This is a genomic window from Flavobacterium zubiriense (genome assembly GCF_041729725.1).
Taxonomy (GTDB): Bacteria; Bacteroidota; Bacteroidia; order Flavobacteriales; family Flavobacteriaceae; genus Flavobacterium; species Flavobacterium zubiriense.
Genome location: NZ_JBCFQL010000003.1, coordinates 137,228 through 153,346 on the forward strand (window position 1 = coordinate 137,228; position 16,119 = coordinate 153,346).

The 16,119-nt window shown below is 33.7% G+C and carries 18 protein-coding genes; 9 read left to right on the forward strand and 9 right to left on the reverse strand.

Features of this window, described 5'->3' with window-relative positions; all coding sequences use genetic code 11:
• Positions 1-101: 101 nt before the first annotated feature.
• Positions 102-1,646, forward strand: a complete 1,545-nt coding sequence (locus AAGV28_RS03840) for an Rne/Rng family ribonuclease (protein WP_373405499.1) — start codon at positions 102-104, stop codon at positions 1,644-1,646.
• A gap of 271 nt (positions 1,647-1,917) precedes the next feature.
• On the opposite strand, the gene AAGV28_RS03845 is transcribed toward AAGV28_RS03840, so the two are convergent.
• Entirely contained in the window at positions 1,918-3,021 is a 1,104-nt protein-coding gene (locus AAGV28_RS03845) for a glycosyltransferase family 2 protein (protein WP_373405500.1), read from the reverse strand.
• The gene (locus tag AAGV28_RS03850; RefSeq protein ID WP_373405501.1) at positions 3,021-3,965 is read right to left on the reverse strand and encodes a hypothetical protein; all 945 of its coding nucleotides are present in this window, start codon (positions 3,963-3,965) and stop codon (positions 3,021-3,023) included. The genes AAGV28_RS03845 and AAGV28_RS03850 overlap by 1 nt, the downstream gene beginning before the upstream one ends.
• A gap of 129 nt (positions 3,966-4,094) precedes the next feature.
• Here AAGV28_RS03850 and ruvC point away from each other — a divergent pair, with 129 nt between their 5' ends.
• The 8 genes from ruvC to AAGV28_RS03890 all read left to right on the forward strand — a co-directional run bounded on the left by ruvC (position 4,095) and on the right by AAGV28_RS03890 (position 10,416).
• Positions 4,095-4,649, forward strand: a complete 555-nt coding sequence (ruvC, locus tag AAGV28_RS03855) for a crossover junction endodeoxyribonuclease RuvC (protein WP_373390194.1) — start codon at positions 4,095-4,097, stop codon at positions 4,647-4,649.
• A 6-nt stretch (positions 4,650-4,655) separates the two neighbouring features.
• The gene (locus AAGV28_RS03860) at positions 4,656-5,690 is read left to right on the forward strand and encodes a PDDEXK nuclease domain-containing protein (protein WP_373405502.1); all 1,035 of its coding nucleotides are present in this window, start codon (positions 4,656-4,658) and stop codon (positions 5,688-5,690) included.
• 53 nt (positions 5,691-5,743) lie between these two features.
• Entirely contained in the window at positions 5,744-6,952 is a 1,209-nt protein-coding gene (gene hemW / locus AAGV28_RS03865) for a radical SAM family heme chaperone HemW (protein ID WP_373405503.1), read from the forward strand.
• Positions 6,953-7,009: 57 nt separating this feature from the next.
• Positions 7,010-7,387, forward strand: a complete 378-nt coding sequence (locus AAGV28_RS03870) for a GxxExxY protein (RefSeq protein ID WP_373405504.1) — start codon at positions 7,010-7,012, stop codon at positions 7,385-7,387.
• A gap of 53 nt (positions 7,388-7,440) precedes the next feature.
• The gene (locus AAGV28_RS03875; RefSeq protein WP_373405505.1) at positions 7,441-8,214 is read left to right on the forward strand and encodes a cyclase family protein; all 774 of its coding nucleotides are present in this window, start codon (positions 7,441-7,443) and stop codon (positions 8,212-8,214) included.
• Positions 8,215-8,255: 41 nt separating this feature from the next.
• On the forward strand, positions 8,256-8,657 hold the full coding sequence (locus AAGV28_RS03880) for a GNAT family N-acetyltransferase (RefSeq protein WP_373405506.1): 402 nt from the start codon (positions 8,256-8,258) through the stop codon (positions 8,655-8,657).
• A gap of 165 nt (positions 8,658-8,822) precedes the next feature.
• Complete coding sequence (locus tag AAGV28_RS03885; protein WP_373405507.1) at positions 8,823-9,605, forward strand: DUF3050 domain-containing protein; 783 nt, start codon at positions 8,823-8,825, stop codon at positions 9,603-9,605.
• 58 nt (positions 9,606-9,663) lie between these two features.
• Positions 9,664-10,416: an SGNH/GDSL hydrolase family protein gene (locus AAGV28_RS03890; RefSeq protein ID WP_373405508.1), complete on the forward strand. Its 753-nt coding sequence runs from the start codon at positions 9,664-9,666 to the stop codon at positions 10,414-10,416.
• A 78-nt stretch (positions 10,417-10,494) separates the two neighbouring features.
• On the opposite strand, the gene AAGV28_RS03895 is transcribed toward AAGV28_RS03890, so the two are convergent.
• From AAGV28_RS03895 to AAGV28_RS03925, 7 genes are all read right to left on the reverse strand, one after another.
• A complete protein-coding gene (locus AAGV28_RS03895) occupies positions 10,495-10,812 on the reverse strand; it encodes a 2Fe-2S iron-sulfur cluster-binding family protein (RefSeq protein ID WP_373405509.1) in 318 nt (105 codons plus the stop codon).
• 76 nt (positions 10,813-10,888) lie between these two features.
• Entirely contained in the window at positions 10,889-11,128 is a 240-nt protein-coding gene (locus AAGV28_RS03900) for a NifU family protein (protein ID WP_373405510.1), read from the reverse strand.
• 14 nt (positions 11,129-11,142) lie between these two features.
• Positions 11,143-12,270, reverse strand: coding sequence for an Mrp/NBP35 family ATP-binding protein (locus AAGV28_RS03905; protein ID WP_373405511.1), 1,128 nt, complete (start codon positions 12,268-12,270; stop codon positions 11,143-11,145).
• A gap of 187 nt (positions 12,271-12,457) precedes the next feature.
• Positions 12,458-12,805 carry an MGMT family protein gene (locus AAGV28_RS03910; protein ID WP_373405512.1) on the reverse strand — a complete coding sequence of 116 codons (348 nt, stop codon included), beginning with the start codon at positions 12,803-12,805 and terminating at the stop codon, positions 12,458-12,460.
• Positions 12,806-13,000: 195 nt separating this feature from the next.
• On the reverse strand, positions 13,001-13,636 hold the full coding sequence (locus tag AAGV28_RS03915; protein WP_373405513.1) for a LysE family transporter: 636 nt from the start codon (positions 13,634-13,636) through the stop codon (positions 13,001-13,003).
• A 49-nt stretch (positions 13,637-13,685) separates the two neighbouring features.
• Complete coding sequence (gene trmB, locus AAGV28_RS03920) at positions 13,686-14,363, reverse strand: tRNA (guanosine(46)-N7)-methyltransferase TrmB (protein WP_373405514.1); 678 nt, start codon at positions 14,361-14,363, stop codon at positions 13,686-13,688.
• 108 nt (positions 14,364-14,471) lie between these two features.
• Positions 14,472-15,836 (reverse strand): ammonium transporter, encoded by a 1,365-nt coding sequence (locus tag AAGV28_RS03925; RefSeq protein ID WP_373405515.1) that lies wholly within the window; start codon positions 15,834-15,836, stop codon positions 14,472-14,474.
• Positions 15,837-16,119 lie beyond the last annotated feature (283 nt).

Here is a 16,119-nt window from a genome sequence, read left to right on the forward strand (position 1 = left end):
CATCCTTGTAGAAGTTGATGGTTGATAGTTAATTGTTGATGGTTTTTACCAACAACTGACAACTGACAACTGACAACCAATTCTTGGATAAAAATTTGCAAATGAATAAAGAATTAATCATTCGATCTAGTTCTGATTTCGTAGATTTTGCCTTATTAAAAGATGGAAAACTAATTGAATTGCACAAGGAAGAAGAGACAAGCAACTTTCAAGTAGGCGATATTTTTATTGCCAAAATAAGAAAACCAGTTGCTGGATTGAACGCTGCTTTTGTAAATGTAGGCTACGAAAAAGACGCCTTTTTACATTATCACGATTTAGGTCCTAATCTAACTTCCCAACTGAAATTCATAAAACTTGTAAGCGCAGGTAAAATAAAAGATTTCTCCCTAAAAAACTTTCAGTTTGAAAAAGAGATAGACAAAGATGGAACCATTACTGATGTAATAAATGCCAATCAATCTATCTTAGTGCAAGTTGTAAAAGAACCAATATCTACCAAAGGACCAAGAATTAGCGCTGAGCTATCTCTTGCCGGACGTTTTATTGTTTTAGTTCCTTTCTCTGATCGTGTATCTATTTCTCAAAAAATAGAAGACAAAAAAGAAAAAGACAGACTAAAAAAACTTGTACAATCCATCAAACCAAAAGGATTTGGTGTTATTGTTCGCACAGTAGCCGAAGGCAAAAATTCAGCCGAATTAGAAAAAGATTTGCAGAACCTGCTAAGCAGATGGACTGCAATGTGTAAAAAATTACCAACTGCTCATCATCCCTCAAAAGTATTAGGCGAACTCAACAGAGCTTCCTCAATACTGAGAGACGTTTTCAACGATACCTTTACCAGTATCCAAATAGATGATGAAGAGTTGTACAATCAAACCAAGGATTACCTGCAAGAAATTGCACCATCCAAACAATCTATTGTCAAGTTTTATCAATCAAACGACACACCTATTTTCGAGAAATACAATATAGAGAGACAAATCAAAACTTCCTTTGGAAAAACTGTTTCTATGAGTAAAGGCGCTTACCTTATTATCGAACACACCGAAGCCTTACACGTTATTGACGTGAACAGCGGAAATCGTTCAAATAAAGCGACTAACCAAGAAGACACAGCCATGGAAGTCAATATGATTGCCGCAGCCGAAATAGCCAGACAACTGCGTTTGCGCGATATGGGCGGTATCATTGTAATTGATTTTATCGATATGTCTAATCCTGAAAACAGGAAAATTTTGTTCGACTTCTTGAGAGAAGAAATGAGCGATGATAAAGCAAAACACAAAATCTTACCTCCTAGTAAATTTGGATTAGTCCAAATTACCAGACAAAGAGTAAGACCAGAAAGAAATATTAAAACCAGAGAAGAAGATCCAAACAATGAAAATGGCGAAATTGAAGCGCCAATATTAATCATTGATAAAATCAACGGAGATCTGGAAAGAATTTTAAAAACCCACAAAAAAGTTGTGCTTAATGTACATCCGTTTGTGGCTGCTTACCTCAGTAAAGGTTTTCCATCATTACGTTCAAAATGGTTTCTTGAACATAAAAAATGGGTGAAAATTATACCACGTGACGCTTACACGTATTTAGAATATCATTTCTTTGACAAAAAAGGAAATGCTATAAAAGACTAAACAAAAAACCGCTATTCGTGAGATTAGCGGTTTTTTTGTGTGTCATTGCGAAGTACAAAACAATCGCACAATTATACCATTTAGAAATACAAAACCATTTTTTACCTCCTCCCGAATCTCTCCAAGGAGAGAGAGTTTAAAAAATAGCTTATTTTATATTTCCGTTTTAGCTGAAGCTATTTTATGCCATTCGCTTCATTTTTTTTTCTCAAAAAAAACGAAATAAAAGTATCACAACCACTATCAGGGTACAAACAAACAGATATAAAATTTAAAACCGTCTCCCCTTCCATTCGTATTTTCCAAACAACGAATACAAAGCCACACTTACACTAAAAAAAGGATACAATAAGCTACTTAAAACCAAATAGCGTATTTTGTTTTTGGTTAAAAATTGATTAGTCCTATAAATCAAAATACTATCAACAATAAATTTTAAAAAAAACAACAAAAAGAGATATAGCAACGGAATAAATCCCATAACCCACAACCCATAACTCAAAACCGAAATCAAATTTCCTGCAACAACTAGCAATCCCAATAATTTTCCGAAATTGCTTTGATAAGAGCCCGTTTTAGAAGCCCAACGTACTCTTTGGTAAAATAAGGATTTCCAATTATCTAAAGGTTTTGTAGCTACAATAGTATTTTCTGATTTTAAATAATGTACTTTTTCAGTCCCAAAAGTTTGGGATTGCATTGCCTTTTGCAATAAAAAAACATCATCACCGCTGGCAATAGTATTATTTCCTTCAAAACCATTTAATTCTTCAAATAATGATTTGGTGTAAGCTAAATTTGCACCATTACACATAAAAGCCTTTCGGAGTCCAAAACTCCCAATAGTCGCTCCTTGTAAACTTGCCAAATCCAATTGCTGAAAATGATGTAAAAACGAATTGTTGCAATCATAAGTCACCGCTCCAGCAATCAGAGCAACTTGATGCGTTTGAATATAATTATCTAAGCTTAAAAGCCAATTCTCAGGAACTACACAATCAGCATCGGTAGTGATAACCCAATCTGTTTTAACTAAAGGAATAGCGGTTGAAATCGCATCTTTTTTAGGAGAATTCGAAACTCTAATATTGTCGATTATCGAAACTTGGAATTTGGAATTTATGTTTTGGAATTTATCTGTTGATTCATCATCCACTAAAATCACTTCAAACAAACCCGTTGGATAATTCATTCTCGAAGTGCTTTTTAAAAGTACGGGTAAATTCTCCGCTTCATTCCGGAAAGGAACTACAATTGTAAAGGTCGTTTTTGGCTTTAAGCCAATGCTGTCAAAGCTTTTTACCTTTGTAAAACCGTAAATTAAAAGCAAAATAGCGGCAAAATAAATAGACAATATGAAGATTAAAAAAAACATTATGTGATGTTTTTAGTTTTAAAATTCAACACATAGTAGCTTCCAATAATCACTGGTAAAACCACATTCAAAAACCACATCAAAGTAGAAATAAAAACCACAATCCATTCGTTTACGCCTAAAATTCCAAAGAAATAAATAGCAACACTCCCTTTTACAGCAAAGTCTAAAAACTGAAAAGTAGGCAATGAAGACGCTAAAAAATAAACGCTGGCTATGGTTGCAATGAGAATCAAGTATGGTAAATGAACATCAAAAGCCAAAAACAAGAAATAGTATTGATGCGAAAAAACCAAATAACGACAAATACCAAGCAGGATATTGCGCTGATGAATAGGCTTTGGAATTTCGTTAATCTTATGAATCAATTTTTCTATAGAATAACCTTTTATATTTATTTTCTTCGAAAAGAACAAAATTCCAAAAAGCAAAAAAATAATTCCAAATAAAATCAAAACTGTTTTTGGAGTAATCACATGATAAAGTGCATTAAAATACAACAAACCAAATATTCCAAAAACAACCGTTAAAACCATTTGGATTCCGTTGCAAATCAGGTTCAAAAAAACTACTTTTTTAGCTTCTGATTTATTAAAAAACAGCGCTTTTCCAGCATATTCTCCTACTCCGTTTGGTGTAAACAATCCAGCAGTTAAAGCGGCAAGTACTTGTTTAGTCGATTCGGAAACTGAGATCTTACGAATGTATTGCGCTAGATTTTTCCATTTTAAGATTTCGAAATAACGGTTTAAAATACTCAGTAATAAAATAAAACTAATCCCTAAAAACGACTGATTTTTCTGGAACAAAACAATGAATTTTTGCCAATCCAATTGATCGTTATTCGCTAGCTGGTTGTAAATAAAATAAAAGGCACCAGCTACAATCAAAATTTTGATTAGAAGTACGAGGAATTGCTTAGTTTTGTGAGGAATTGAAATCATAACGAAGAACTATTGCGCAAAGAAACGCAAAGACTCACAGAGTTTCGCTAAGAATTCTAATTTTTTACAGTAACAAAAAAACTTCGTGGATTTCTGTACCAACTTCGTGCAGCTTAGCGAAACAAAATAATGACAAAAGAACGCATCATATTAGGTATTGACCCAGGAACAACCATAATGGGTTTTGGTTTGATACGTGTTATCAATAAAAAAATGGAATTTGTTCAGCTTAACGAATTGCAATTGTCTAAATATGATAATCATTACCAAAAATTAAGACTCATTTTTGAGCGTACCATTGAATTAATTGATACTCATCATCCGGACGAAATTGCCATTGAAGCTCCTTTTTTTGGTAAAAATGTTCAATCGATGCTAAAACTAGGTCGCGCACAAGGTGTAGCTATGGCAGCAGGACTTTCTAGAGATATTCCGATTACAGAATACGAACCTAAGAAAATTAAAATGGCAATCACCGGAAACGGAAACGCTAGTAAAGAACAGGTTGCTAAAATGCTGCAACAGCTTTTAGGGCTAAAAGAATTACCAAAAAACCTCGATTCCACAGATGGTTTAGCAGCGGCAGTTTGTCATTTTTTCAACTCAGGAAAAGTGGTAGCTGGAAAAAATTATTCAGGTTGGGATGCTTTTGTGAAACAGAATGAAGAACGAGTTAAAAAATAACTTTTTATGGAATTACAACCAAAAGAATACAAAAAATGGCTTGAAAACATTAAACATAAAATAAAAACAGCCCAATTTAAGGCTGCTTTAAGTGTGAATACTCAGCTTATGGAATTGTATTGGGTATTAGCGAAAGATATTGTAAACAAGCAACAAGATGCCAACTGGGGAGACAGTATTTTTGAGCAATTATCTATAGATTTAAAAATAGCATTTCCTACTATTGGTGGTTTTTCCCGCAGAAATTTATATGCAATCCGTCAATGGTATTTATTTTATAGCACTGTTTCTGAATTTGTGCCACAGGTTGTGGCACAAATTCCGTGGGGACATAATAGATTGATTATTAGCAAAATTAAAAATACTGAAGAGGCTTTATTTTATTGTAATGCTACAAATTACAATGGATGGAATAGAGAACAATTAGAAATCCAAATTAGAAATAATTATTACCAAACAAAAGGGAAAGCAATTACGAATTTCGAAAACACTTTACCCAACTACCAATCTCAATTAGCGTTAGAAACCTTAAAAAACCCTTATAATTTTGATTTTTTAGGTTTAGAAGAAAATGCTTTAGAACGTGAAATTGAAAACGCAATGGTTACTCATATCACAAAATTTCTTATTGAACTAGGTAAAGGTTTTGCATTTGTTGGAAAACAATACGAAATTGTAGTAAGCGAAAACGAATATTTTATTGACCTTCTTTTTTATCATTTACAATTGAGATGTTACATAGTAATTGAGCTAAAAACTGGAAAACTCAAACCAGAATATGCTGGAAAACTCAATTTCTATCTATCGGCTATTGACACACAACTTAAACACTCTCAAGACAATCCAACTATAGGATTGATTTTATGTAAGTATAAAGACAAAGTCGAAGCAGAATATTCATTAAGAGATATACAAAAGCCAATTGGTATTAGCGAATACAAACTCACACAAGCTTTACCTAAAATTTTTGAAACTAAATTACCAACCGTAGCTCAATTAGAAATGGAATTGAATACTATCGAAGATAATTTGAATAAATAAAGTAATCCGTATTTAATTTACAAAGCTACCTCCCCACCATCGAACACTAATTTATGTCCGGAATCTACATCCATATCCCTTTTTGCAAGCAGGCTTGTCATTACTGCGACTTTCATTTTTCGACTTCAATGAAAAAGAAGGACGAAATGGTTTTGGCTTTAGCTAAAGAAATTGCTATGCGTAAAAATGAGTTTGAGCTTCTCGACTCCGCTCGAAGTGACAACCAAATTGAAACCATTTATTTTGGAGGAGGAACGCCTTCAGTATTGCAGATTGCAGATTTAAGATTTTTGATTGAAACAGTTTATGCAAATTATAAAGTTTCAGAAAACCCAGAGATCACGCTCGAAGCCAATCCAGATGATTTAACCACTTTGTCAGTTCGAGCGGAGTCGAGAACTATTCTTGAAGACTATCGTTCTATTGGAATAAATCGTCTTTCGATTGGGATTCAATCTTTTTTTGAAGACGATTTGAAAATGATGAATCGCGCGCACAATTCGGAGGAAGCCAAAAAATGCTTGGAAATTGCCACAAAATATTTCGATAACATTTCGTTGGATTTAATTTATGGAATTCCAGACTCGAGCCAGAATGGCGAACAGGCGAAGCAAATGAGCAACGAAAAATGGAAACAAAATATTGAAACCGCTTTGAGTTTCGGAATTCCACATATTTCGAGTTATGCTTTGACGGTAGAACCTAAAACAGCTTTGAATAAATTAATACAAGCAGGAAAAATTGCAGCACCTAAAGATGAAGTTGCACAAGAGCACTTTGCTATTTTGGTAGAAATGCTTGAAGCCAACGGATTTATTCACTATGAATTGTCTAATTTTGGCAAACCCGATTATTTTTCGAAAAATAATTCGGCTTATTGGCTGGGTAAAAAATACATTGGAATTGGTCCTTCGGCACACAGTTATGATGGCATTTCCAGAAGTTGGAATGTGTCGAATAATGCGCTTTATCTCAAATCCATTGAGAACAACAAACTTCCGAATGAAACCGAAATTCTATCTGTTGCTGATCGCTACAATGAATATATTATGACTGGTTTACGAACCATTTGGGGCGTTTCATTAGACCGAATTCAAACCGAATTTGGACAAGGTTATTTGGATTATTTATCCAAACAAGCACAGAAATTCTTAAATGACGATTTGCTTTTTATTGAAAACAACATCTTAAAACCAACTAAAAAAGGAAAGTTTTTGACTGATGGAATTGCAAGTGATTTGTTTTACTTAAATTTGGAATAATTATTTAACCGCAAGGTTCGCAAAGGTTTACGCAAGGTTCACAAAGTTTTTATTAGTATGACTGAAAATGAATTATCAAAAATTGTATTTGATTGCGCTCTAAAAGTACATAAGGCACTTGGACCTGGATTGTTAGAAAGTGCCTATGAAGAATGTTTATACTATGAACTAAAAAAATCGGGTTTATATGTTGTAAAACAAAAAGCATTGCCTTTGGTTTATGAAGAGGTCAAATTAGATATTGGTTACCGAATTGATATTATTATTGAGGATAAATTGATTTTAGAAATAAAATCGGTAGATGCTTTAAATGATATACATTTTGCTCAATTATTAACGTATCTGAAATTGACTAATTGTAAGTTAGGTTTGCTTATTAATTTCAATGTTATTTTGATAAAAGATGGAATAAAACGAATTGTAAATAATCTTTAATTATGACATTGCAAACCTTGCGTAAACCTTTGCGAACCTTGCGGTAAAAAACTATGAAAGCTAAAATCAACAATTTCGAAGTCGATTTATCAAAACCCATTGATATTTCTATCCCTTTATCAAATACGGAGGACAATCCGATTGCGTGGTATATTGAGAAGCCTGAAATCAATCCCGTTGTTTTTGGCGATTGGACAGGAAGTGTCAAAGAAGGAGCGTCAACTAATTTTAATACTATTTCTTTCAATCCACATGGACATGGCACGCACACAGAATGTTTGGGTCATATTACCAAAGAATTTTATAGCATCAATCAATGTTTGAAGCAGTTTTTCTTTTTAGCTGAATTGGTTTCGATTGAACCAGAAATTCAAGGAGAAGATGCTGTGATTACTTTAAATAACATCTCGACTGCGCTCAATGTGTCATTACAATTAGGTGCTCTAAAAGAAGCCTTAATTATTAGAACACTTCCAAATTTGGCAAACAAAAAACATCAAAATTATTCGAATACGAATCCGCCTTATTTGTCTGAAGCAGCGGCGATTTTCATTCGCGAAAGCGGAATTCAGCATTTATTAATTGATTTACCAAGCGTAGACAAAGAGCATGATGAAGGAAAATTATTGGCTCACAAAGCATTTTGGAATGTAAAAGATGTGACTAATTTGAATGCTGACGCACGATTGAATTGTACGATTACCGAAATGATTTTTGTGGCTGATGCCATTTTAGACGGAAGTTATTTTTTGAATTTACAAATTGCCGCTTTTGAAAACGATGCGAGTCCCAGTAAACCCATACTATTTAAGATTGCAGATTTTTGATTGCAGATTGCAGATTTAAAATTTTAATAATCGACTATCAAATGATTACTATATCAACTGACAAAAACAAACTCGATGTTCCGTTTATTCAAAATTTTTTGAAGAGTATTTATTGGTCAGCACCCAGAACTCTGGAAGAAGTACAGATTTGCATTGAACATTCTTTTTGTTTTGGAATTTATCTTGATGGCAAGCAAATCGGTTTTGCGCGTGTTATTACTGACTATGTAGTTTTTGCGTATGTGATGGATGTTTTTATTGAAGAAAAACACAGAGGAAATGGCTATTCTTCTATTCTGATTAATGCCATGATGAACGAACTACAACTAAAACAGATTAAAATTTGGAGATTAGCCACAACCGATGCGCATTTTTTATATCAAAAATTCGGTTTTAATTCATTGGCACATCCGGAAAAATTAATGGAGAAAATTATTTTATAAAATAGACTTCTTTAGTACTCCAAGTAAAAACCTTAATTAGGATAAATTCGTAAATAGAATTACAGGATTTTTAGAAAATAAACATTTATTAAAGTATTGATAAAATCGATAGAAAACACTACTCAAAAGTACTAGCTTTTTTATCTTTACACAAAATTATAGACAATGAACATTCAGCATATCAACAACAGCATCGAAACCCAAAAAAGCGTTCTATTACAGCATCCGCTTTATAACAAGGTAAAAACTATTGAAGACTTACATACATTTTTGGAAAGTCATGTGTATGCCGTTTGGGATTTTATGTCACTATTAAAAGCTTTACAATCCAGATTAACCTGTACTACCACTCCATGGTTTGCTACCCAAAACCCAGAAACACGATATTTAATTAACGAAATTGTTCTAGCCGAAGAGACTGATTTGACTCTTGATGGACGCCGTCAAAGCCATTTTGAAATGTATCTGGAAGCTATGGAAGCTTGCGGAGCTGATACTAGTAAAATCAATAGTTTTTTATCTGAGGTTCAATCTTTGCAAAACATATTTGTTGCTATTAAAACGAGTGATTTACACCCGAATATTAAAGCTTTTTTAGACTTTACTTTTCGAGTTATTGAAGAAGGAAAACCGCATGAAATTGCCGCAGCATTTACCTTTGGCAGAGAAGATTTAATCCCAAGTATGTTTCATGCAATTTTGAAAAATTTTCAGGAACAATTTCCTGAAACTGATTTGACTAAGCTAATTTATTATTTTGAAAGACACATCGAATTAGACGCTGATGAGCACGGTCCAATGGCGATGCAAATGATTACTGAACTTTGCGGAGAAGAGGCTCAAAAATGGAAAGAAGTAGAGGAAGTATCTATTATTGCTTTAGAAAAAAGAATCGAACTATGGAATGCTATCGAGGAAATTATCACCATGAAAGTGGAAATGGCTTAAAAAGTAATCCAAGATTATAGAAAAAACGTAACTACTATTATAACTCCATTTCATACCCATGAGAACGACATTAAAAATAGTAGTTGCGTTTTTTACTTTTGCAATAACCACAAGTTGTAGCAGCGAAAATCCCAATATAGAATCTATTACTCCTCCACCACCAATTACCGATTCCTCGCTACAACTCCCAACACGATCGGAAACTATAAATTATTTGGCTCTGGGCGACAGTTATACCATTGGTCAAAGTGTATGTGCCACTTGCGGATTCCCTGAACAACTCAAACAGTCTTTAAAAAATATAAATCTTCAAAACAATTTTTCTGTTGAAATAATTGCCCGAACAGGTTGGACAACAACTCATTTAATTAATGCTATTGAGCAACAAAAACCAAATAATAACTATGATTTGGTTACCTTATTAATTGGAGTAAATAATCAATACCAAGGCATTAATTTTAGTGTTTATGAAAAAGAATTTCCCGAATTAGTAACCAAAGCCATTAGCCTTGCTAAAGGCGATAAAGCCAAACTGATTGTAGTTTCTATACCGGATTATGCTTATACTCCTTTTGGACAAAGCTATGGGGATCCAAATTCCATTTCAATCGAAATTGACCGTTACAATGCTTTTGCAAAATCGTATTGTGAAGCTAATTCGATACTTTTCATTAACATCACTGATATTACCCGTCAAGGATTAAATAGACCTAGTTTAGTCGCCAGTGACGGATTGCATCCTTCAGAAACTACATATGCTCTTTTTACCGAAAAATTATTACCTAAAGCGGTTGCTGTTTTAACGGAATAGGCTAAAAAATCAAGCATAAAAAAACCTCAAAATCACCAAGGTAATTTTGAGGTTTTGTATTTTGATAACTTAGTCATATTAACTCTCAGGAGCTAATTCTAATTCTAATCCTTCTAAGTCAACCGTAATTGGAATTTGGCAACCCAAACGGCTATTTGATTTTACATAAAAAGCTTCCGAAAGCATGGCTTCTTCATCGTCTCCCATTTCTGGCAATGCAACATCATTCAACACATAACATTGACAAGAAGCACACATAGCCATTCCGCCGCAAGTTCCTTCTACAGGCAACTCATACGCTTTACAAAGTTCCATGATGTTCATGGCCATATCTGTAGGCGCTTGCAATTCATGAATAACCCCTTCTCTATCTTTAACCTTTATTAATACATCCATTTTTACTATTTGGAATTGATTGATTTAACAATATAACAGTTTTAGCTCATCCATTTAAGACAAACATTAGCTTGTTTTACAAGATATTTACAACAGTTTCTATTTGCGGAGCATACTTTTTAATAGTAGTCTCAACTCCTGCTTTAAGCGTCATTTGGTTGACACTACAATTAGTACACGCTCCTTCCAGACGCACTTTTACATGTTTACCGTCTTCAATAGAAATAAGACTGATGTTACCGCCATCTGACTCTAAGAAAGGTCTGATTTCAGTTAGTGCTTTTTGAACTTCAATTGTTAATTCTTCTGTTGTCATTTTGTGCTATTAAATTATTTTTTTACTGCTGAACAACCAGCCATAGTAGTAATTTTTATTGCCTCTGTTGCAGGCAAACTTTCATTTCTGCTTACCGTTTCCTGAACTACATTACGTGTTATGTTTTCGAAAACAGTTTCTATTACTGAACCCGTTTGTAATGCTGCTGGACGACCGTAATCTCCTGCTTCACGAATAGATTGCACAATTGGAACTTCTCCTAAAAATGGCACAGCCAAATCTTCGGCTAAGTTCTTAGCTCCTTCCTGACCAAAAATATAATATTTATTGTTAGGCAATTCTTCAGGTGTAAAGTAAGCCATATTTTCAATAATTCCTAATACAGGAACATTGATTGCTTCCGACATGAACATGGCAACTCCTTTTTTGGCATCAGCCAAAGCCACAGCCTGAGGTGTACTCACCACTACTGCTCCAGTAACTGGAAGTGATTGCATGATAGAAAGATGAATATCTCCTGTTCCCGGAGGCAAATCGATTAGCATAAAGTCTAATTCTCCCCAATCGGCATCAAAAATCATTTGATTAAGTGCTTTAGAAGCCATTGGTCCTCTCCAGATCACAGCTTGATTTGGCGATGTAAAAAACCCAATCGAAAGCATTTTTACTTCATAACTTTCAATAGGTTTCATTTTTGATTTGCCGTCAACAAGAATCGAAACTGGTTTCTCGTTTTCAACATCAAACATAATTGGCATAGATGGTCCATAAATATCAGCATCAAGAACACCAACACTGAATCCCATTTTAGCTAATGAAACGGCTAAATTAGCTGTAACTGTAGATTTTCCTACTCCTCCTTTTCCAGAAGCTACAGCAATAATGTTTTTAATTCCAGGAATTGCTTTTCCTTTAATTTCTGGCTTTTCCGGAGCTTCCACTTTTATATTAACTTTAATCTTAGCTTCGGCAGCGACTTTTTCGTGAATGGTTTTTCTGATGTCATCCTCAGCACGTTTTTTAATGTGCATGGCTGGCGTATGCAAAACTAAATCTACTACTACCTCATCTCCAAAAGTGATTACATTAGTAACGGCTCCACTTTCTACTATATTTTTTCCTTCTCCCGCTATAGTAATTGTTTCTAAGGCTTTAAGAATTTCTTTTCTATCTAATTTCATTACTAAGTATACTATTTTTCAATTGCTATTTTTCAGTATAAAAAAATTTATATTTTAAACTGATTTCAGTCCCGACGTTTCGAGAGCAAAGATAATAGATTAAGTTCTTAATTTAAAGGTTTTAAATTGTATTTATTAATGGTCGAATTAGTTCTAACTATAAAGGGATTAGATGTGATTTTACGAACTAATTTTCAGAATTAATTTGCTGTGGATCCCAAAAATAGGTATCGAAATCTACAATCTGATTATCGACCACTTTTATGCCTTCACTTTCTAGTAGTTGCTGCATTAAATTAGTTCCGTCAAAATGAAATTTTCCTGTAAGCAAACCTTTTCTATTTACCACCCGATGTGCTGGAACATCTTCCATGGCATGCGAAGCATTCATAGCCCAGCCCACCATTCTCGCCGAACGAGCGGCACCAAGAAACTTGGCGATAGCTCCATAAGAAGTCACTCTACCAAACGGTATTTGCTTTGCGACCTCGTAAACTTTTTCGAAAAAATTAGTCTTATCTGAATCTACTATCATTCTTTAATCATTTTACTGTATTCCTGTAATCTCTTCAAAGCTAATTAAAAAAGGGTTATATGGCGAAAATCCCGTTTTCACTTTCCTAGACATAAAAAAATATCGATAGATAATCTTAAAAAAACGTTGTTTGGAAATAATTTATATTGTTCTCAATACATAGATTCTTGCATTACAACAATAACAATCAAAGAATTAACCTAAATAATATTCTAATATATTAATTAGAGTAATTACCGAAACAATACCCGTAATACAACCAATAATAACATTCATATTTCTAAGAAGATAGTCGGCTTTTTTTTCTATTTTTTGAAAAAAGGCAATATAAAAGTAAAAAACAAGAATCGAACCTAAAACTGCTCCGCTAACAAAAGAAAAAACCGAAGTACTATCAAAAGAAAAAATTGCATAGGAATACAACGAAATACTCACAAAAACGTAGTACGGAATGGGGAAAAAATTCAGTGCAGAGAGCAACATTCCCAGAAAAAAACGTTTCTTTTTACTGTGTTTTTTAATTTTAGGTTGTTTGAGTTTCGGTTGTTTGGCAATCCATAAAAAATATACCGTCAATGTACCAAAAATTCCAAATCCTACTTCTCGCAATAATTGAATAATATCCGGACGCGCATTGATAATTCGAGCAAACAAAACCGCCAGATAGACTTGAATAAAAATAACCAGCACCGCTCCTGTAACAAACCAAAAGGCATTGCGTCTTCCTTCTTTCATGCCTACTTTAGCAGCAGTCATGTTAAGCAAACCTGGAGGAGTAATTCCTATAAAGGCTGAAATAAAACCAGAAAACAAGGATATAATTAAATTCATAAGCCTATTTTATAGGAAAACCTAAAAATTCGTTTTAAAAGCAGTACAATTAATCTTTAATTTTAAAACGAATATAAGTGATTGCTTTGTTAATTTCTAAATATTGTTTTTCGTAAAAAGTTTGAAAAGCAGTCACTTCCTCTGGGCTTCCTTCATTTACATAAACATTATGATTGGCATATAAAACCTCATGACCTTCACCATGAAGCAAACCTAATGTATAACCGTGCATGAATTCGCTATCAGTTTTAAGATTGACAACACCGTCTTTTTTGAGGATTTTTTTATACAATTGTAAAAACTCTGAATTGGTCATTCTGTGTTTGGTACGCTTGTATTTAATTTGAGGATCTGGAAAAGTAATCCAAATTTCATCTACTTCATTTTCGGCAAAAATATGATTAATCAATTCGATTTGAGTACGAATAAAAGCCACATTGTGCAAGCCCGTTTCTACTGCTGTTTTAGCTCCTCGCCAAAAACGAGCTCCTTTGATATCGATTCCAACAAAATTTTTATTAGGATATCTTTCGGCTAAACCAACAGAATATTCGCCTTTTCCACAACCTAATTCCAATACTAAAGGATTGTCATTTTTAAAGAAATCGTTGTTCCATTTCCCTCTTAAAGGAAATAAATTACCTACTACCTCTTCTCTTGTTGGTTGAAAAACGTTATTGAATGTTTCGTTCTCCTTGAATCGCTTTAATTTATTTTTACTTCCCACTGTTTTTTAAATATTTGCGCAAAATTAAGCAAATATATAAGACCGATGGTACCCTTTTACAAAATAAAAGTGCTTGTTTTTTTTTAATAACTTAAAAATCTAAAACAACTATTCGGCACATTCGATAGGAAACAGCGTTTCATCATGTTGTGATAAGTCCAATCCGATAACTTCATTTTCTTCTGAAACACGCATCGGAATAATTCTATTAGTAATTTTAAACAGAAAATAAGCTCCAAAAAAGGTATAGATAGAAACCAATAACAAGGCCGTCATGTGATGTCCAAAAACACCCCAACCTCCGTGCAACAAACTAGCATCTTCTCCATGAGCAAAAATAGCCGTCAAAATCATTCCCATAATTCCGCCTACACCATGACAAGCAAAAACGTCTAATGTATCGTCAATTCCTTTTAAATATTTAGAATATACTACCAAATTAGAAACTAAGGCGGCGACAAAACCAAAAAACATACTTTCAGGAACCGTAACAAAACCTGCAGCTGGTGTAATAGATACTAATCCTACCACAGCACCAATACAAGCACCAAGAGCAGAAACTTTTCTACCATTTATTCTATCAAAAAAGATCCAGGTTAACATAGCTGCTGCCGAAGCAGTAGTAGTTGTTCCAAAAGCCATAGCTGCAACACCATTCGCTTCCATAGAAGAACCCGCATTAAAACCAATCCATCCAAACCAAAGCATTCCAGTTCCTAATAAAACAAACGGTATATTGGTAGGTACATGATTGTTGTTTTTTCTTTTCCCTAAAACAAGAACCCCTGCTAATGCTGCAAATCCAGCACTCATGTGTACTACTGTTCCTCCAGCAAAATCCTTAACACCAAAGAATGAACCCAAAATTCCTGTTGGATACCAAACCGCATGACACAAAGGAGAATAAATAAAGATGCTAAACAAACAGATAAAAAGTAAATACGAGATAAAACGAACACGCTCAGCAAATGAACCGGTAATAATTGCCGGAGCAATCACTGCAAATTTCATTTGGAACAAAGCAAAAAGCATAAACGGAACTGTCTTTGCAATATCTTTATGAGGCAAAACACCCACATAATCCATAAAAGTAAAAGTAGCTGGACTACCCACAAAACTATAAAAACCATCTCCAATTTGAACTCCTAATGGTTCTCCAAAAGCCAGACTAAATCCAACCACAACCCATATTAAAGTAACCACTCCCATACAGATAAAGCTTTGCAACATAGTCGAAATTACGTTTTTCTTCCCCACCATTCCTCCGTAAAAGAAAGCCAAACCAGGAGTCATAATCAAAACCAAACAACAGGAAGTAAGCATCCAAGCAACATCAGCAGGAACAATTTGGTCAATGGTTCCAAATTGAGAATGTACATTTTTAGGTTCCAAAGGTACTTCCCAAAAAAGTCCTGAAATACAAACAATACTAATAACAATAAAAGAAATGATCCAGCGTTTCTCTATTTTCATATTTTCTTACTTTAACCCATTAAATTGTGGGGGCAAATTTAAAAATAATTTACGTTTGAGCCTAAATAGTATGTAAAATAAGAAACTCCATAACAAACTACCCCGTTTCAACTCTCCAAATAAAATTTTATTGCAAAAAATTATCAATTTTGACGATTTTAACTCTTTTCTATGAGAAAAATATTTTTTGGGAATTTAGAAAACTTAACAAAAAAGAGCTTAATACCCAAAATATGAAAAAAAAGTTGTAAATTTTCATAGCATAAAAATTGGCTTATTGCTT